Raw genomic sequence first — 16,929 nt, 5'->3', positions numbered from 1 at the left:
CTATCCAACCTTTTCACGGACGGTTGTGTCTAACACCTAAACCCAAAACCCGCACCGTTATATGGATACACTAGAGCACAGATTGCAGAGGAGGATACATGTTTCCTTATACGCTTTGCTTTTTCTGACTGTCCTTTTGGGCATCAGCGTTTTGCTCGAAGGTTGTTCTGACAAATGTCAGGTCACCAGCGAGTATGCATACTATGAACCGGTCTACACCACGATGGAAGAAATTCGCGCTGACGTGAAGCTCGAAGATCCGAAGCCCGTGACAAGTCTTGGGAAGATTTATTTTAAGGACGATATCCTGTTTGTGAATGAGCCCGGCAACGGCATCCACATCATCGACAACCATGACCCGGCCAATCCGAAAGCGTTGAAGTTTTTGCATGTGCCCGGCAACGTCGATATGGCAGTGAAGGGAAACACGCTCTACGCCGACAGCTATCTGGACCTGGTGGCCTTCGACATTCACAACCTGAATGCCGTAAAGGAAGTGGGCCGCATCAAGAATGTGATCACCACCAGCACCAACGCGCTGGGCTTTTATGTTGACGGCACTCGCGGTGTTGTGACGGACATGAAGCAGACCAAAGTTATTAACATATCCCAACCCGATTGTGACGCGGTGATTCAGCCGTGGGGAGGGATGCTCTACGATAATGGTGTAGTCGTTTCTATGCAAACGGCCGCCGCTTTCAATACAAAGGCCGCTATCACTCCGGGGACCGGCTCTGGCCCTGGAGTGGGCGGTTCTTTGGCTAGAATGGCCATCAACGCCAACCACCTGTTTATGCTCGACGGTGCAGACCTGCAATCGATCGACATCACCTCCGAACAAAGCCCCGTGGCCAAAACACGCACCAATGTGAATTGGGGAATCGAAACCATCTTTCCTTATAAAGACAAACTCTTTCTCGGCTCCACATCGGGTATGTATATCTTTAGCGTATCCTCGCCCGAAGCACCTGCACTCCTGAGCACCTACGAACACGTGAGAAGCTGCGACCCCGTGGTGGTTGACGACAAGTATGCCTACGTGACCCTTCGCTCGGGCAACAGCTGTCAGGGTTTCAGCAACCAGCTGGAAGTGATTGACATTGCCGACCTCCAGGCACCTCAGCTCATCAAGATTTACCCGCTCACCAACCCCCACGGGTTGGGCATCGACGATCATACACTATTTGTCTGCGATGGCGACGATGGCCTGAAGGCTTTTGACGCTACCGACGTGACCGCGATCGACAAAAACCTGCTGGCCCACTACAAGGACATCAATGGCTATGATGTGATTCCTTTTGATAAGATTCTGATGCTGGTTGGATCCGACGGGATTTTTCAATACGACTATTCCGACAAAGCGAACATCAAGCTTTTAAGTCACATCGATGTTGAGCCTGCCCAATAAATCCCTCGTTGTCCTGTTTGTTTTAATGCTGCACTTGCCGGCCGTCGCCCAAAGCGACAGCACGAAGCGTGAGGGCAGAAAGATCCGGTATTATAACAATTTTTTGTCGGGCGCGCTCATCGGCGGGAGCGGGCAGGAGAAGACGTCCTTTTCGTTTGCGACCACACACGGCATTCGCGTGAAGCGGCTATCGGTTGGGCTGGGTGTTGAATATGATTCCTACGGCCCGTGGAAAGTAGTGCCGTTGTTTGCGACTGCTTCGGTGGATGTTGTGCGACTGAAGAGCAGCGCGTTCTTTGTTCAAGGCGTGGGAGGCTACAGTCCGGCGCACTACACACAATCGGAGAACAGAGGCTACAGCTTTGTTGATGGCGGCGGTGGCGTGATGACCAGTGCATTAGCTGGCTATCGTTTCTCGGCCGAAAAGTTCAGTATGTATATTTCGGGAGGCTATCGTTATCAGCAGAACGACTTCACCTATGCCGACCAGTTTTACTCCTACACCGACTTCTACTACGAGCCGCCACACTACTCCGTGAAGGAGAAGATGGAGCGGTTTGTGATTCAGCTCGGTTTTGGCTGGCATTAAAAGGTTGCCGGCTTGCCCTTAACGTTATACCAAACTACTGTGCATTGAGCTGATCGATTTCTTCGGCCAGCGTTTCCCATTTCTTGTTGGCCACGGCCAAGGCTTCCTGTGCATTCTTAAAGTCGGCTTGCGTGGTCTTCAGTTTGTCAACATGGTTAAACACTTCGGGCGTGGCCATGGCTTGTTCAATCGACGCCTTTTTTGCTTCGAGTTGAGTGATTTGCTCCTCGGCCTTTTTCAGATCCTTTTCCAGCATCTTCAGCTTGGCATCGGTGGAGGGCGTGTTGGTTTTCTTTGGCTTGGGTTGCTCGACCTTCTTCTCGGCTTTTGGCGGCTCCACTTTTTTCAAACCATCGGCTTCATTCTTTTTGCGCCAGTATTCATACTCATCGTATGTGCCGGGGTATTCCTTGATTTGTTTGTCTTCGATATACCAGATCTTGTTGGCGATCTGTGTCACAAAGTGACGGTTGTGCGACACCACCACAAAACTGCCCAGGTATTGTTGCAGCGCCTGGATGAGGATGTTCTCTGAAATAAAGTCCAAGTGGTTGGTGGGCTCATCGAGGAGGAGGAAGTTGGCTTCGGAAATTAGAGTCTTGGCCAGCGCCACACGCGACTTTTCTCCCCCTGAAAGTACTTTCACCTTTTTGAACACGTCTTCGTCTGAGAAGAGGAAGCAGCCGAGCACGCCGCGAAGTTCTTGTTCGCTTTTGCCGGAGCCCGCTTGCTTCAGTTCCTCCAGGATTTCGTTTTCGAGGTGCAGCGATTCCAACTGGTGCTGTGCATAGAAGGCCTGGATAACGTTGAAGCCAATGGTGCGTTCGCCATCCACAGGTTCGGTGTCGGAAATGATGCGGAGAAGGGTTGACTTTCCTTTTCCGTTGGCACCGATGAGGGCGATCTTGTCGCCGCGTTCGATCGAGATGGACGTGTGCTTCAGAATTTCAACCGGACCATAGGCTTTCGACACGTCTTTCAGGGTAACGATGTAGCGACCCGGTTGCTGACTGAATTTGAATTTGAAGTTCACCGCGGCGGTGTCGTCCACCACTTCTTCAATCATGTCCATCCGCTCCAGCGCCTTCACGCGCGACTGCACTTGCTTCGACTTGGTGGCCTTGGCACGGAAACGTTCGATGAAACGTTCGGTCTGTTTTATTTTCTGTTGCTGATTTTCGTAGGCCCCCTGCTGGATTTCCTGGCGGAGTTCTTTTTCTTCGAGGTAGTGACTGTAGTTGCCTTCGTAGCTCACCAGTTGTTGCATGGTCACGTCCACGATCTTGGTCGACACGTTGTCGAGGAACGTCCGATCGTGCGACACCACCATCACCGCGCCTTCGTAGGTGCGCAGATAGTTTTCTACCCATTCAATAGACGGAAGGTCCAAGTGGTTGGTAGGCTCATCGAGCATGAGCAGCGATGGTTTTTCGAGGAGCAGTTTGGCCAGCATCACGCGCATGCGCCAGCCTCCCGAAAATTGTTTCAGAGGGCGGTGCAGGTCGGCAGTCACAAAGCCGATACCTTCCAATACTTCTTCGGCTTTTGATTGAATGGTGTAGCCGTCGAGGTGATCGTATTTTTCCTGGAGCTTCGAGAGCTTTTCCACCAGCGCGTCTGAATATTCGGTCTCCAGCGTCTTGATGACGTGTTCTATTTCGCGTTCGATGCCCACCACTTCCTTGAAGGCGCCCATGGCCACAGTGAGGATGGAGTCTTCAGTTTGGTAGGAGAGCAGGTCCTGGTTGAGGAACCCGATGGTGCAGTCGCCGCTTTTGCTGATGGAGCCCGCGTCGAGGGTGAGCTCGCCGTTGATGATTTTCAGCAATGTGGATTTGCCCCGTCCGTTCAGGCCAATAAGCCCGATTTTGTCTTTGGGCTTGATAAACATGCTGGCGTTCTCGTAAAGTGCCCGGCCGCCGATAAAATAGGAAATATTGGAAACGGAGATCATGGTGCAAAAATAATCAGGTTTTGCAGTATTTGGGGGCGTTTCATTTCTAAACTTTCGTAACCACTCCATCCTAAACCATTCGTAGAAGGCCGGTGTTTTTTGAGAACGAAAAACTCTAATTTCAAGTCCTAACAAAAAGCTATGATAACCCTGAAAACAATACCTGCGGCTGTGCTGGTCATGATGCTGGCCTGTAGCAATACAAGCACACCGGAAATCGTTCCAGAAAACGATAGCGATGCCAGTAGCCCGGCCCTGTCTGACTATGCCGCCACGCTGCCCCTGGAGAAAATCAAACTTCCGGCCGGCTTCAAGATCGACGTGTTTGCCGAAGTGGAAGATGCCCGCTCCATGGCCATCAGTCCCTCCGGTGTTATTTATGTGGGCAACCGGAACAAGGATAAGGTCTATGCCATCAAAGACACCAACGGCGATTTCAAGGCCGATAAGAAATGGGTTATCGCCTCAGGGCTGAACATGCCGAACGGTGTGGCGTTTCGCGACGGCGATCTGTATGTGGCCGAAGTGAGCCGCATCACCAAGTATCCCGCCATTGAGTCCAAGCTTGACAATCCTCCGGCGCCGGTGGTCATTAAAGACGATTATCCCACAGAGACCCATCACGGCTGGAAATACATTGCGTTTGGTCCCGATGGTAAACTCTATGTGCCGGTAGGCGCCCCGTGCAACATCTGCGAATCGAAAGACGAAATCTTCGCCAGCATCACACGGTTGAACAAGGATGGTTCCGGCCGTGAGATTTTTGCCAAAGGTGTTCGGAACACGGTGGGCTTCACCTGGCATCCCGTAACGAAAGAACTGTGGTTCACCGACAACGGCCGCGATATGCTGGGCGACGATGTTCCATCGTGCGAGCTTAACCTGGCCGCAAAACCCGGCATGCACTTCGGCTATCCCTATTGCCACGAAGGCGGCATCAAGGATCCGGAGTTTGGCGAGAAAAGACCCTGTTCTGAATTTACGGCACCCGCCGACAAACTTGGGCCACACGTGGCACCGCTGGGTTTGAAGTTCTATACCGGCAGCATGTTTCCCGCGTCCTACAAAAATCAGTTGATCGTGGCCGAGCATGGTTCGTGGAATCGCAGCAAAAAAAGCGGCTACAACCTGAGCCTTGTGAAGGTGACGAATAACAACAAAGTGTCGGGTCACGAGTTGTTTGCCAGCGGCTGGCTCGACGATGCCACACAAAAGGCGTGGGGCCGTCCCGTAGATGTACTGCTGCTACCCGATGGATCGATGCTGGTGTCTGACGATCAGGCCAACGTGATCTATCGCATTTCATACAAGTAACAACGTCACTCCGTTATATTGCAGGGCAAAAGGAAACACATGTTTTCTTTTGCCCTTCTTTTTTTGGACCAGTAATTAAGATGTATGTATCCCATCCTGTTTGAAATCGGAGACACCGCGGTGTATAGCTACGGGTTCATGATTGCACTTGGCGCGATGGCAGGTGTGGCCTACCTGGCCGTGCGCGGCAAACGCGAAGTGGGATTGACGTTCGATCAGGCCAATACACTTTTCCTGCTCATCTTCATCGCGGCCTTTGTTGGTGGCAAAGCATTTCTGTTTTTGGAAGACGCCGGCTTTTATATACAGCACCCTCGCGAGCTGCTGACGGGCCGTGGTTTTGTTTTTTATGGATCGTTCCTGTTCGCTGTGCCCACCATGCTTTGGTTTTTTAAAAGGCAACACTTGCCCACCTTTGCCATGCTCGACATCATGGCGGTGACTACGTGCCTTGTGCACATGTTTGGACGCATCGGTTGTTTTCTGGCAGGATGCTGTTATGGTGAGTCTACCGATTCTATTTTCGGCGTCACCTACACCGATGCGAAATGCCAGGCCAGCCCGTTGGGCACACCGCTGCATCCCACACAATTGTATGAGTCGGCCTACATCTTTGCGGTGATGTTGATCCTGTTGTGGCTGCGGGGGAGGAAAAAGTTCTACGGTCAGCTATTCCTCGTCTACCTGATGCTGTATGCCGCAGGACGATTTGTGTTGGAATATTTCCGCGGCGATCTGGCGCGCGGATTTGTGATTGATAAATACCTGTCGCATTCTCAGCTGATTGCGCTCATCATTCTCGCGGTGGTGGCAGCGATCTATGTGCGACTGTCCATCCGAAACCGGGTGGAGGCCGGCAAGCCTCTTATTTAACGGCGTGGAATTCGGCAAGCGATGTTTCGCCTTCGAAGAGCTCCAGCACATCGCCATCAATTTTATAGGTGGCTGCGTGTGTGAGGGCGTAGGTAAAGAAATTTTCAATTTCCATTTGGTCTTCGGGGCACATCATGCGTGTGGAGGCCGTGGTGAAGGTGATTTTTTCACCCGACGTGCTATAGCTTCCGGTGATGGTGTTGCAGCCGGCAAAGCCCTGCACTTTTTTATCATCCAAAAGGAAATAGACGTCCTTTCCATTGTCGGGAGTGATCACGGGCGTGCCGTTCATTTCTGACAGTTTCCAGCGTGTTTTTTCCAGCGCCACGGGGCGAACTGTATTCTTTGAGGACTTACAATGGAAGAGTGATAGCGCAAGCAGGGAGAGGATCAATATTCGTTTCATGGCATTGGGGTCAATCTATATTAAAGATAAAACTTTACGGCAATAACAAACGGGCCGGTTCGAATGTTGCCTGCATTTTTCATGCCATCGAACCGGCCCGTTAGTGTGAAAGATCTATCTTCTCAGAGATCGCGGATCCAGATGTTCCGATAGGCCACGGGGTTGCCGTGATCCTGCAGACGGATGGGACCTGTTTCGTATGATTTATAAACGGGCCAGCCGATATATTCTGTAGGTCCCCAGATGGCCACATGGTTTAGGCTGAGCACGCCATTATGCACCACGGTGACATAGGCAGGCGTGAGGATACGACCTTCTTTGTTGAACACGGGGGCCGTGAAATAGATATCATAATATTGCCACTCGCCGGGTTTCTTGCTGGCATTCACCAGGGGCATGTGTTGTTTGTAGATAGAGCTGGCCTGCCCGTTTGCATAGGTCTTGTTGTTGTAGTTGTCGAGCACCTGCACTTCATAACGGTCTTGCAAAAAGATGCCGCTGTTGCCACGGCCTTGTGAGGTCTGTTCGGCTTTTACTTCGGAAGGGGAGTGCCACTCCACGTGGAGTTGGAAACTGCCGAACTCTTTTTTTGTCTTGATGTCTTTGCCGCCGGGCAGCACGGTGAATGCGCCGTCTTTCACAGGCCACTTGGCCGGACCACCGCCGTCTATGCTCACCCAGTTGTCAAGATTTTTGCCGTCGAAGAGCACGAGTGCATCAGACGGGGCTTCGTTTGGTTTGTCGCCGGGTGTGACCAGGCGGGGCTGAGGCTCCCACACTTCCGACGATTCGGGTGTGGCTTTAGGATTGGTCTGGGCCGTGGCCACTCCGCCAACGAGCGCGAGGGCAGCCAGCAATGCGATGGGTTTGATGTTCTTGGTCATAGTTTTTATAGCGTATTAAAAATCATTGGCAATGTTTTCCACCTTCTTGCTCTTGTCTTCCTTCATCATTTTGTGGACGCCATAGGAGACATAGAGCATTTCCAGTTTGTGTTTGCTTTCGGATTTGAATTTGAGAATGAGCTTGTCCGATTTCCAGAAGTAGGTTTCGTTCTTGATGTCGTAGTCGGCTTTTCCATAGAGCGACTCCAGTGCTTTCATCAAGCGGGGATCCTTGTCGGCTACCACGCGGATTTCATAGATCAGATCTTTGTAGGTCTTCAGTTCCACTTTGTGAACGGCCACCTCGCCGATTTTTTCGTAGGTGGGATGGATCACTTCATAGAGTTTGGCGGGGAACTCATCTTTCTCTTTAAATTCTTTCAGGAGCTTATAGCCGGTCACCGAATCGATGGGCGTGGCCAGTTGAATGTCTTTGAAGCCGTTGCGTTTGTCAAGTTCTGTCGTGTCCTGGCTTCGGCACAGGGCGGCGACAAACGAAAAGGAGACCAGCAGGAAAACAAAACGTATGTTCATCAATTTATAAACTTAACAGGAATGGAAAGCTTTATCCTATCCCAGAGTATAAGAAGGTCGGCCGCGTCATTTCGCTGGTCGAATTGGAGGGTGAATGGTTCGTAGATGGCGCCGGTTGTGTTTTGCACGGGCACGTCGAAGCGGAGCACATCGAGGCGATAGTTATAGTTGTAGGCGCCCCATAGCCCTAACTCGCTGTTGATGATGATGGTCCACTTGTCTTTCTGCGGAATGGCAAACATAGAGTAGGTTCCAGCCTTCAACAGAAACCCGCTGAGCGAAATGTTTTTGGTGACGGTGATTTCGGTGGCTTCGTTGGCACCGAGGCGCCACACCTGGCCATAGGGCACCAGCGTTCCAAAAATTTCGCGCCCGCGTTTCTGCGGCTGCGAATAGGTGATCTTCACGTAAGCGTCTTTGTATTTGATAGCGGCCACAGCCATCGGGCTGGGCCGGGCTTGCACGGCTTCCTGCGCCCAACCTGAACCAAGGGCCACGAGGATGAGAAGCGCGGCGAAAAATGAAAATCTTTTACCCCACATAGCGTTTTAAAGATAGTAATTTAGAATACATCCTACGTTACTTTGCATAAACCGTGCTGGATTCTGCGCTGTGAATCTTATTTTTACGACCATGAACCGCCCCGCATTCGACGATATATATATGGAGTTGGCCGTGAACCTGGCCCGCAGGTCGCATTGCATCAAGCGGCACGTCGGCGCGGTGCTGGCAAGAGACACACGCATCATCTCCATCGGCTACAATGGTCCACCCTCGGGCACACACAACTGCGACGAAGAGTGGGCCGAGAACGGATGTCCCCGTGATTCGAAAGGGGGATGCTCGCTGGCGATTCATGCCGAGCAGAACGCCATTCTCTATGCTGTGAAAAATAAGACTTCGGTGGAGGGGGCAACACTTTATATAACGCTGTCGCCTTGCCTGGCGTGCTCGCGCATCATCTTTTCGATGGGGATTCGACGGGTGATCTACCTCAAGTCGTATGCTGAATACAAAGGCATCGCGTCGGATGAAGGGGTGGACTTCCTTAAAAAGTTTGGCGTGGAGGTAGACCGCTATCAGGGCGAGCTCGCCAACGTCACCCACATGATTTGATTATCAAAAAAAAGAGCCGATAGTTCTACCGGCTCTTCAACGCTTTTTCCAGGTCGCCCGTGAGTTTGGCGGTTACGCCCTTTGTTTTCTTTGCCTTCTCGGCATTGAACACAACCAGTGCCCGGTCGGCCATCTCATACAATCCCGTGGGGTTCTTGTCGGCACTGTAGCTGCCCAGACACCACTCGAGGTCAGACTGCAGTTGGCTTTCGATGCCCAATGCTTTCAACGTCTTCAATGCATCTTCACAAACTTTGTCGATGGCAACGGTAGCCGCCGCCTTTGGCGCTGCTTTTGGTTTTGCAGCCGCAGAAGTTTTCTTTGCAGGGGTCTTTGCCGGAGTTTTCGAAGGAGTTTTTGCCATAGCCAATGGGTTTAATTGTGTTTTGGTGTGAGTAAGTTACGCGCGTTCTCACTGGAAGACAAGCAGTTGATTTATAAATTTTCCGCAACCGTATGAGTTCGCGCTGCCTTCAAGCAAAAGTTTAAGACATCATGCGCATCATGAGCCTCTTCAAGGATCAACACGGCAAGAGGAAGAATGTTATTGACTGTATAGAGAGGGGTGAAAGTTCGTGGAGATCACGTGTTGATGAGATGAACACGTCGAATCATGCGATGAAGGAAGGAGGGAGGATGAGGTTCGCTTGATTCGTGTATCCCTATAAAAGACGAAAGGGAAGTAAATCTAATTTACTTCCCTTCGCAAAGTTTCCTTAGGCCTTGCCTAATTACTTCTTCTTTTTCGCAGCTTTCTTAGCAGTTTTCTTGGCTGCTTTTTTAGCTGTTTTCTTCGCTGTTTTTGCCATAGCGTTTTAATTTTTTTGTTAAACGATATGAAAAGTTATAACAAAATTTTTATTCACAAAAATTTTTCGAGAAAAATTTTTTGAAGCGAGTTTTTTTTCATGTCAAACATCGGTGGTATGTCGATCAACTTTTGATGTTTCATCGTTCATAAAACATTCACTTCAGGATGAAGAACGATGTCGAATTTTTCTTTCACACTGGCTTGAATGTTCATGGCGAGCTCCCATATTTTTTCACCTTCACCACCACCATAGTTCACCAACACGAGCGGTTGATGTTCGTGAACGCCGATGTTGTCGAATCGTTTTCCTTTCCATCCACATTGCTCGATCAACCATGCCGCGGGAATTTTAATGAGATCATCGGGCGCTGGATACGATGGTATGGAAGGATAACGCTTCTGCAAAAAATCGTGTAAATCAGCGTGTATTGAAGGATTTTTGAAAAAACTTCCAGCGTTGCCAATGCGCGAAGGGTCGGGTAATTTGGTTTGACGAATGTGGATAACTGCATCGCTGATGTCTTTCACCGACAACGTGCCGACACCATTTTGCTTCAATGTTTCTTCGATGGCACCGTAGCTGATGTTGTATTTATGATTTCTTTTGGTGAGAGTTAAAGTAATACTTGAAATTAAAAATTTGTCTTTGGCGTCATGCTTAAAGATGCTTTCGCGATAGCCGAACTGACAGGCTTCGTTGCTGAAGTTGACGACATTGCCGCTCCCTATTTCGAGCGTTTCGACCCCAAAAATATTTTTTTTTATTTCTACTCCATACGCCCCGATATTTTGCATCGGAGCCGCTCCGGAGGTGCCGGGGATGAGCGAAAGGTTCTCAACTCCACCCCAACCCTGCGCCACACAGTGCATCACCAACGCATGCCAGTTCTCGCCTGCGCCAACTTTCAAGGTCACCGTGTCGTCGTCTTCACGAACAATGTCTTTTCCTTTCATCTCCACCTTCACCACCAGTCCGTCATAGTCTTTAGTCAGCAACACGTTGCTGCCGCCGCCCAGAAAGAAATGTTTTTCTTTCCGGAAAAGATCGGAGGTGAGCAACGCCTGTGCTTCGGCAATGGAGCCGACGGTGGTGAAATGTTTTGCTTTCGCCTTGATCCCAAACGTGTTGTAGGGAAGAAGCTCAACGTTTTCCTGTACTTTCATAAGGATGAATGTTTCGTCGGCAAGGTATGAAAAAGTAAAAAAGTAAATAGCCCAGGGCAAAGTTGCTTTACCCTGGGCTATTGCCATGACGGCTACGCGTTTCTACTTGTTGATCTGCCCCGCGAGTTCTTCTTTCGAAATCTTGAAGACGCAGATGCGGGGGAAGCGCCCGGCGAGATAGGTTGTGCCCGTGATGGCAAGACCGCCATCGGTGGTTTGGATCAGGCTGGCTATTTCATACGGGTTTGAGAAGCCCAGGTAACGACTGCTGATAAATTTGCCGCTGTTTTCGTCATAGAAGTACAGACCGATCTGTTTCGAGCGCGTGTTGCTCGCATAGACCAGTGCCGTCTTGTTGTCGACGGTGACGGGAAGAATTTTAACGGGCGCGTCGGCCACCAGTTCGGGAAGCGTGTAGCCACCGAAGTCGGAGCTCGAAGGGCTGCCCGTGGGCACGTCTTTGTTGGGGAGGATGTAGTTGTTGCCATAGCTGAAGCGGGCGAACGCAAACTTGTTGGCGCCGATATACGACACTGCGCTCAGGCCACCCTTGTCGCTTTGACCTTGCACCACGTTTCTGGGCTCGTCAGCTTGAACGTCGGAGAACACGAGGGAGAAGGTGTAGTTAAAAAATCCATTGAAGTAATAGAGGCCGTTGGCCATCTTACCCACTTCGAACGGCCATTGTCGTCCGGTGCGCAGGTAGTGTTCAATGACATACTTCTCGGTAATGATCTGGTCGTCGGCACCCACGCCGATGTCATACCCCTTGGAGGCCAGGATGCCGCCGTCAGGGTTCAGCAGGGAGATCACCGATTGCTTGGCGCTGTTGTCATAACTAAGCAACACGAAGTTGTTGTCGATGAACGATACGGCACCCGGATAGGTGAGCGTTCCCTGTACAGGCTTCGCGGCCACCGCCTCCAGCAACGCATCTACGCTGGCAATCTGTGCGTTGAGGGTCTGTTCGTCCATACAGAAGAAATAGTAACGCGTCTGGTATTCGATGAGCTTACCCACCGGATACACGCCCGTGGATTTAGGCACGTCGATTTCTTTTTCGAACTGGCCAAACTTGTCCACCTTCAACAGATAGATGCCGGCAAACTCGGAGTTCTCGCTGAGGCGTCGTCCGCCCAGAATGATGTAGCCGCCGTCGGGCGTCTCGCGCATGTCGATGGGGAAATAGGACGCGTCAAACTTATTGTTGTCGAAGACGGAGGTGAAGTTCTGAATATCATATTCCGGGTTCGATTTTTCTGAACAACCGGCGATGATGAGCAATCCCGCGAGGGTGAAGAGGAGGGAGTAAAGTTTTCTAAGCATAGCCGCGATCATTTTTTATCCAGAGTTTTGAAACCACTCGACAGGAAGCGGAGGGGGAACAGACATCCCAGCGTAACCGAAATGTTGTCGAGCTTCAGGTCGTCGAGGGCATCGCCCACGCCCGAAAGCCGGTCGCTGCTGAAACGGTTTTTGGTGGACGAGATGTTGCTCATGCCATGCTTATAGGCCACATCGAAGTTGAGGCGCACGTTGTTGCCGAGGTTGTAGTTCAAGCCTACCCCCCCCAGCAATCCCCAATGCGATTTGGCAAAGAGGTCTTTGGCACCCACGATCACCGATTCGTTCTGAAATTCATTGGCTCCACCGCTGGCCTGATCCACACCACTCACGGTAACAATCTTGGTGGCATCCAGCAGGAGTGCCGAGTAGACACCAATCTGCACATAGGGACGAAGACGGCCGGTAAGGAAATCGTATTTCACCAGCAAGGGAAGAACGGCGTAGCTCAACTTCTGCTCCTGGTTGTATTTCAACTCCACGTTGTGCGTGGCCACGGTGTCGCTCCAGGTGAACTGGTTGCTGTATTCAAACCGGCTGCGTTGATAGGTGGGTTGAAAACTGATGGTGAAGCCTTTAAAATAGAACGATACTTCGAGGGTGGCTTGTGAGCCCATCAGGTTGTAGCTTTCATAATTCTTGCCGATGGTGCTCGCTTCGTAGTTGGTAGGCACCACAATGGAGTAGGTCTTGTCTACCGACACCTTCGAAAGGTTTGGTCCTGCCTTGAAACCGAGCCACCATTGCTTCTGCAAAAACTTGTCGTCTTCTTTGTTCTTCTTGTTATAGGCAGCGTTGTTTTTTCGTTTTCGCTCGGAACCTGACCGTTTTTTTTCCTGGGCGGTAGCAGTGGCCACTATCAAAAAAAACAGCAGCACGAAGTAGAGTCGTTTCATCACAGGGTAAAGGGTTCTTTATTATTTTATGATCACTAATTTCTTGGATTCCTTATAGAAGCCGGTTTTGAATTGATAAATATAATGTCCCACAGGCAATCCGGTTAGCTCGATTTCAACTTTGTGCTCGCCCGGTTCATAAACACCATTCACCATCGTCTTCACCACCTTGCCCTGATCGTTCATGAGGTCCACGTTCACCTGGTAGGTGCTGTTCAGTTTAAACCACAGCGATGTTTTGTCTTTGGCGGGGTTGGGATAACACTCGCCCAACGCGAAGCGATCGCCAATGAAACTTTCGGTGCTCGTAATGGTTTGCTGTGCCAGCGGCAAGGTCTGGAACGTAACGCCGTCGGTGGTGCCAGTGGAGGTCATGAGGCCGGGGAAGATTTCGTTGAGACGTGTGTCGTCCACCAGCATCCAGTCTTTCATGATGTTGCCATAGATGAGGCGATAGTCGTATTGCATCTCTACGTTGCCTTTCGAAAGGTCGGGCACAGTGCCCACTACGCCGGGCTGCACGCCGCGACCAAAGATGAACATGGGGCCGCCCGTGCCGTGGTCGGTGCCAAAGCTGCCGTTCGATTGAATTCTTCTGCCAAACTCCGACGTGGTTACGGTGAGCACGCGTTCTTCCATACCGCGTGTGCGCAGGTCTTCCTGGAACGCACTCATCGCCGTGGAGATGTGATACATCAATGCCGCGTGACCTCCCATGGTGGTGTCGTATTTTTCAACCTGGTCGGCATGCGAATCAAAGCCACCGATTTTCACCAGGAACACTTTGGTCTGACAACCACCGGCCAAAAGCTGCGCCACCACTTTCAACTGCGACGACAGCGGATTTTTTAAGCTGCCCTTTGGCGCGTTGAAGGGATAGTTTTCAGGATAGGTAACACTGGTGGCGCCCCCTTTCTTATAGACTTCGGCAAGACGTTGTGCATAGTCTTTTGATTTGTCTTCGAGACTCAAGATCCAGTCGAGTTCTTTATAATACGGAGAGCCTTTTAGATAGTCGGGTGGAAGACCGCGCGGGTCCACCTCTTCGTCTACAAAACCTTCCAGTTCTCCTACGAGTTTGGCAAATGATTCCGGGTCGTTGATGGAGATCGATGTGGGGATGTTCCCCTGCTGGTGGAAGATGAGCGACACATCACTGCCCATTTCAATGGCCAGGGGATCGGGCATCTCGGGGTTGGGGAAATCTTCGGGATATTTTTTGGGAGCGAACTCACTCTCCAAGTAGCGTCCAACCCAACCCGACTGGTAGTAGTCGTCGGCGGAGCCCCCCATAAACCAGATGTCGCGGCCGCGGAAGTGCGAGCCGTTGTTGTTCTTATACGACACGCCCTGCACAAAGGCCACGCGACCCTGATCATACATGCCTTTCATGGCCAGCATGTCGGGGTGGAGTCCAACTTGCACGTCGGCAGGCAGGGTGGTGTCGAGGGGAATATATTTTCGTAAACTGTTTTTGGCGGGGATGGCAATGTTGGCGCGACGGCTGTGATACTCGTCATATTTTTCAACCGGGATCAAACAATTCAATCCATCGTTTCCGCCGTGCATCTGCAGAATGATGAGCACGCGGTCGTTGCCACTGGCTGCGGCCATGCGAGCCAGCGATGTGGACTCACCCAAAACCCGAATCGGAATGCCACCGATGGCAAAGGGAATACTCATGGCCAACGGGAACTTCTTTAAAAAATCTCTTCTCGATTTGTTCATGTCTTTGTCGTTATGCAAGTTGATATTCGGGAGATTGCAGCATGGTGTTGAAAAGGTATTCCAACTGTGCGTCCAGATCGGCGGCATTTTCATTCCAGCGTTGTGTCCAGTAGGCTTCGTCAAACGTCTGGAGGAATCGTGCCTTGAAATAGTTGAGGCGTTTTGCCGTCAGGCCCGACGTATCGTCCGTGGCATCATCGAAGGTGAGGTTGTCGGTTACGGGAAGAACGTATTTAGCGATTTCCATCGTCAGAAGTCCCGCGTCGGCGGCCTTGGCATTTTCGATATTATTTTTAACCCACTGATACAGATCAATGTCGAACATGGAATTTTGGGCCATGCTGTTGAAGAGGTCGCGGATAAAGTTGTAGCGGTTTGCCAATGTGTTGGGCGTTATCCAATAGCGATGATAGATGGGGAACTGATGATAGGCATCATACCCGGCCACATCGTAGGGTTCATAGAAACTCATGGCCTGCAGCGTAACGTTGCCCAGAATTTCGCCGGTGGCTTCATAGAAGCGAGTGGTGTCAGCGGCAACGTCGGGAATGGTTACGCCAAAGAAGCGCAGTGTGCCCACCACGAGATCGATGGGCGATTTAATGATGCCTCCAAAGTTGTCGTCGGTCACGGCGCCGCCGGCTTCGTAGAAATGGATGCTGCAAAGCAGCTCTTCAATCACCGGTTGTATTTTGTATCCGCCAGTAACAAAGGTGAGTGCCATCTCTTTAATGATGGTGTCGTCTATGGCAATGGCCTCTTCAGGCGTGTGCATGGCGTAGACAAAGAAGCGATAGATCTTCCGGCAAATGTTCTTGGGGGTTTCGTCATTTGCATAGATGAGATCAATCCATTGAGTAATCTCATCGAATGCGCTGTCTTCGGTTGGATTGCCGCCGTTCAGACGGGCAGGATCGGGTTGCACCGTGGCGTTGCCAAAATGCGCGCTGAATTGTTTCACCGAGTTGTCGTGCGATGAAGCGTTGGTGGGAGAGCCTTTCACTTTGCCCCGGGGAAGGTCGGTGGTGAGGTCGATGTTGGCAAAGGTGTCGTCCACATCCCAGCCCGACAAAACTTTGGCGGCGGCTTTCACATCGTCTTCCGTGTAAACGCCATAGTCGCCCGGTGTGGTGGTGGGTGGTTGTGTTCCTTCGAGGCCGCGGCCAATGCTGTAGAGTTCCAGAAGTTCGCGGGCGTAATTTTCGTTTTCGCTGCCTTTCACGTTCAGGTTGCCGTCGAGCAGCCGGAGCATGGCGTTGTCGACGCTGATCCTGGCTGTAAGGTTTTTGAAGTTCACGTCGGGGTCGCTCACGCCGTCGAGCGCGAATTGACGGAACAGTTGATTTTGATAGTAGAGTGAGCGTGAGTTGCCTACTTTAGAGGTGATCGTGGTGAAGTGGGTATGCAGGAAGTGCACAAGTTTTTCGCGGGCAGAGTAGGCTAGCGAATCGCTTTCGGCCACACCGGCGCTCATCATTTGACCAATGACCCATTTCTTGAAATACTCTTCGAGTTCAAATCCTTTGCTGTTGGCTTCGGTGACGGGCGTGAGCACCCAGGGTTGGCCGGTTTTCGGGTCGATGGGTAGGGATGGGTCGGGCAGTCCTTGCCGGAAAAGCAAGCCGACCGCTTCGGCCGGTGTTTTTTGCGCAAAGACGTCGATCTGATCCTTGGTCGCCCCGAACGTTGCTCTTCTCAAAAGATGGGCGGCACGCTTAACATCCAGCGCAACGTTTAGTGGAAGTAATGGCATAGTGTTAGTGGTAGAGTGGTTTCTATAGGTCGATTAATCTTTTTCCGCAGGTAAAAATATCAAAAATGAGGACGAAGCGCATTAGCCTTCGGCCACTGCAAATTTTTTCCCGTCGTTTCGGGTTTACCTTCTTTAATCTGTATGTTTAAAAAATA

General features: G+C 51.1%; 16 protein-coding genes. 5 read left to right on the top strand and 11 right to left on the bottom strand.

What is annotated here, in order from left to right:
- The first annotated feature begins 115 nt into the window (after nucleotides 1-115).
- Together JI741_RS21440 and JI741_RS21435 are read left to right on the top strand one after the other, a co-directional pair.
- Complete coding sequence (locus JI741_RS21440; RefSeq protein ID WP_202013306.1) at nucleotides 116-1,408, top strand: LVIVD repeat-containing protein; 1,293 nt, start codon at nucleotides 116-118, stop codon at nucleotides 1,406-1,408.
- Nucleotides 1,409-1,433: 25 nt separating this feature from the next.
- On the top strand, nucleotides 1,434-1,997 hold the full coding sequence (locus JI741_RS21435; RefSeq protein ID WP_202013305.1) for a hypothetical protein: 564 nt from the start codon (nucleotides 1,434-1,436) through the stop codon (nucleotides 1,995-1,997).
- A gap of 34 nt (nucleotides 1,998-2,031) precedes the next feature.
- On the opposite strand, the gene abc-f is transcribed toward JI741_RS21435, so the two are convergent.
- Nucleotides 2,032-3,951, bottom strand: coding sequence for a ribosomal protection-like ABC-F family protein (abc-f, locus tag JI741_RS21430; RefSeq protein WP_202013303.1), 1,920 nt, complete (start codon nucleotides 3,949-3,951; stop codon nucleotides 2,032-2,034).
- Between the two features lie 141 nt (nucleotides 3,952-4,092).
- On the opposite strand from abc-f, the gene JI741_RS21425 reads away from it, so the two are divergent.
- A complete protein-coding gene (locus JI741_RS21425) occupies nucleotides 4,093-5,265 on the top strand; it encodes a PQQ-dependent sugar dehydrogenase (protein WP_202013301.1) in 1,173 nt (390 codons plus the stop codon).
- An 84-nt stretch (nucleotides 5,266-5,349) separates the two neighbouring features.
- Nucleotides 5,350-6,138 carry a prolipoprotein diacylglyceryl transferase gene (gene lgt, locus JI741_RS21420; RefSeq protein ID WP_202013299.1) on the top strand — a complete coding sequence of 263 codons (789 nt, stop codon included), beginning with the start codon at nucleotides 5,350-5,352 and terminating at the stop codon, nucleotides 6,136-6,138.
- Here the strand turns inward: lgt and JI741_RS21415 are convergent.
- The 4 genes from JI741_RS21415 to JI741_RS21400 all read right to left on the bottom strand — a co-directional run bounded on the left by JI741_RS21415 (nucleotide 6,131) and on the right by JI741_RS21400 (nucleotide 8,504).
- Entirely contained in the window at nucleotides 6,131-6,544 is a 414-nt protein-coding gene (locus JI741_RS21415; RefSeq protein ID WP_202013296.1) for an META domain-containing protein, read from the bottom strand. The genes lgt and JI741_RS21415 overlap by 8 nt on opposite strands.
- A gap of 122 nt (nucleotides 6,545-6,666) precedes the next feature.
- Nucleotides 6,667-7,428, bottom strand: a complete 762-nt coding sequence (locus JI741_RS21410; RefSeq protein WP_202013294.1) for a 3-keto-disaccharide hydrolase — start codon at nucleotides 7,426-7,428, stop codon at nucleotides 6,667-6,669.
- Nucleotides 7,429-7,443: 15 nt separating this feature from the next.
- Complete coding sequence (locus JI741_RS21405; protein WP_202013292.1) at nucleotides 7,444-7,962, bottom strand: hypothetical protein; 519 nt, start codon at nucleotides 7,960-7,962, stop codon at nucleotides 7,444-7,446.
- On the bottom strand, nucleotides 7,962-8,504 hold the full coding sequence (locus tag JI741_RS21400) for a DUF2911 domain-containing protein (RefSeq protein ID WP_202013290.1): 543 nt from the start codon (nucleotides 8,502-8,504) through the stop codon (nucleotides 7,962-7,964). The genes JI741_RS21405 and JI741_RS21400 overlap by 1 nt, the downstream gene beginning before the upstream one ends.
- Before the next feature lie 91 nt (nucleotides 8,505-8,595).
- Here JI741_RS21400 and JI741_RS21395 point away from each other — a divergent pair, with 91 nt between their 5' ends.
- Nucleotides 8,596-9,078 (top strand): deoxycytidylate deaminase, encoded by a 483-nt coding sequence (locus tag JI741_RS21395; protein ID WP_202013288.1) that lies wholly within the window; start codon nucleotides 8,596-8,598, stop codon nucleotides 9,076-9,078.
- Between the two features lie 25 nt (nucleotides 9,079-9,103).
- Here the strand turns inward: JI741_RS21395 and JI741_RS21390 are convergent, their stop codons facing one another.
- The 6 genes from JI741_RS21390 to JI741_RS21365 form a co-directional block, all read right to left on the bottom strand.
- On the bottom strand, nucleotides 9,104-9,442 hold the full coding sequence (locus JI741_RS21390) for a hypothetical protein (RefSeq protein ID WP_202013286.1): 339 nt from the start codon (nucleotides 9,440-9,442) through the stop codon (nucleotides 9,104-9,106).
- A gap of 591 nt (nucleotides 9,443-10,033) precedes the next feature.
- Complete coding sequence (gene murB / locus JI741_RS21385; protein WP_202013284.1) at nucleotides 10,034-11,053, bottom strand: UDP-N-acetylmuramate dehydrogenase; 1,020 nt, start codon at nucleotides 11,051-11,053, stop codon at nucleotides 10,034-10,036.
- A 102-nt stretch (nucleotides 11,054-11,155) separates the two neighbouring features.
- Complete coding sequence (locus JI741_RS21380) at nucleotides 11,156-12,379, bottom strand: hypothetical protein (RefSeq protein WP_202013282.1); 1,224 nt, start codon at nucleotides 12,377-12,379, stop codon at nucleotides 11,156-11,158.
- Between the two features lie 8 nt (nucleotides 12,380-12,387).
- Nucleotides 12,388-13,293, bottom strand: coding sequence for an outer membrane beta-barrel protein (locus tag JI741_RS21375; RefSeq protein ID WP_202013280.1), 906 nt, complete (start codon nucleotides 13,291-13,293; stop codon nucleotides 12,388-12,390).
- 21 nt (nucleotides 13,294-13,314) lie between these two features.
- On the bottom strand, nucleotides 13,315-15,021 hold the full coding sequence (locus JI741_RS21370; protein ID WP_202013277.1) for a DUF1501 domain-containing protein: 1,707 nt from the start codon (nucleotides 15,019-15,021) through the stop codon (nucleotides 13,315-13,317).
- A gap of 10 nt (nucleotides 15,022-15,031) precedes the next feature.
- Nucleotides 15,032-16,774 (bottom strand): DUF1800 domain-containing protein, encoded by a 1,743-nt coding sequence (locus JI741_RS21365; RefSeq protein WP_202013275.1) that lies wholly within the window; start codon nucleotides 16,772-16,774, stop codon nucleotides 15,032-15,034.
- Nucleotides 16,775-16,929: the final 155 nt, after the last annotated feature.

Origin of the sequence: Chryseolinea lacunae, from assembly GCF_016735595.1 — a bacterium.
Classification (GTDB): Bacteria; Bacteroidota; Bacteroidia; order Cytophagales; family Cyclobacteriaceae; genus Chryseolinea; species Chryseolinea lacunae.
The sequence above is the reverse complement of the archived record's forward strand: the minus strand, read 5'-3'. Positions and strand labels throughout refer to the sequence as shown.

Bases quoted from the DNA above. Each gene is read 5' to 3' on its own strand.
- JI741_RS21405 (WP_202013292.1), bottom strand. From the start codon at position 7,962: ATGAACATACGTTTTGTTTTCCTGCTGGTCTCCTTTTCGTTTGTCGCC.
- abc-f (WP_202013303.1), bottom strand. From the start codon at position 3,951: ATGATCTCCGTTTCCAATATTTCCTATTTTATCGGCGGCCGGGCACTT.
- JI741_RS21370 (WP_202013277.1), bottom strand. From the start codon at position 15,021: ATGAACAAATCGAGAAGAGATTTTTTAAAGAAGTTCCCGTTGGCCATG.
- murB (WP_202013284.1), bottom strand. From the start codon at position 11,053: ATGAAAGTACAGGAAAACGTTGAGCTTCTTCCCTACAACACGTTTGGG.
- JI741_RS21425 (WP_202013301.1), top strand. From the start codon at position 4,093: ATGATAACCCTGAAAACAATACCTGCGGCTGTGCTGGTCATGATGCTG.
- JI741_RS21375 (WP_202013280.1), bottom strand. From the start codon at position 13,293: ATGAAACGACTCTACTTCGTGCTGCTGTTTTTTTTGATAGTGGCCACT.
- lgt (WP_202013299.1), top strand. From the start codon at position 5,350: ATGTATCCCATCCTGTTTGAAATCGGAGACACCGCGGTGTATAGCTAC.
- JI741_RS21365 (WP_202013275.1), bottom strand. From the start codon at position 16,774: ATGCCATTACTTCCACTAAACGTTGCGCTGGATGTTAAGCGTGCCGCC.
- JI741_RS21435 (WP_202013305.1), top strand. From the start codon at position 1,434: ATGCTGCACTTGCCGGCCGTCGCCCAAAGCGACAGCACGAAGCGTGAG.
- JI741_RS21415 (WP_202013296.1), bottom strand. From the start codon at position 6,544: ATGAAACGAATATTGATCCTCTCCCTGCTTGCGCTATCACTCTTCCAT.
- JI741_RS21380 (WP_202013282.1), bottom strand. From the start codon at position 12,379: ATGCTTAGAAAACTTTACTCCCTCCTCTTCACCCTCGCGGGATTGCTC.
- JI741_RS21390 (WP_202013286.1), bottom strand. From the start codon at position 9,442: ATGGCAAAAACTCCTTCGAAAACTCCGGCAAAGACCCCTGCAAAGAAA.
- JI741_RS21400 (WP_202013290.1), bottom strand. From the start codon at position 8,504: ATGTGGGGTAAAAGATTTTCATTTTTCGCCGCGCTTCTCATCCTCGTG.
- JI741_RS21410 (WP_202013294.1), bottom strand. From the start codon at position 7,428: ATGACCAAGAACATCAAACCCATCGCATTGCTGGCTGCCCTCGCGCTC.
- JI741_RS21395 (WP_202013288.1), top strand. From the start codon at position 8,596: ATGAACCGCCCCGCATTCGACGATATATATATGGAGTTGGCCGTGAAC.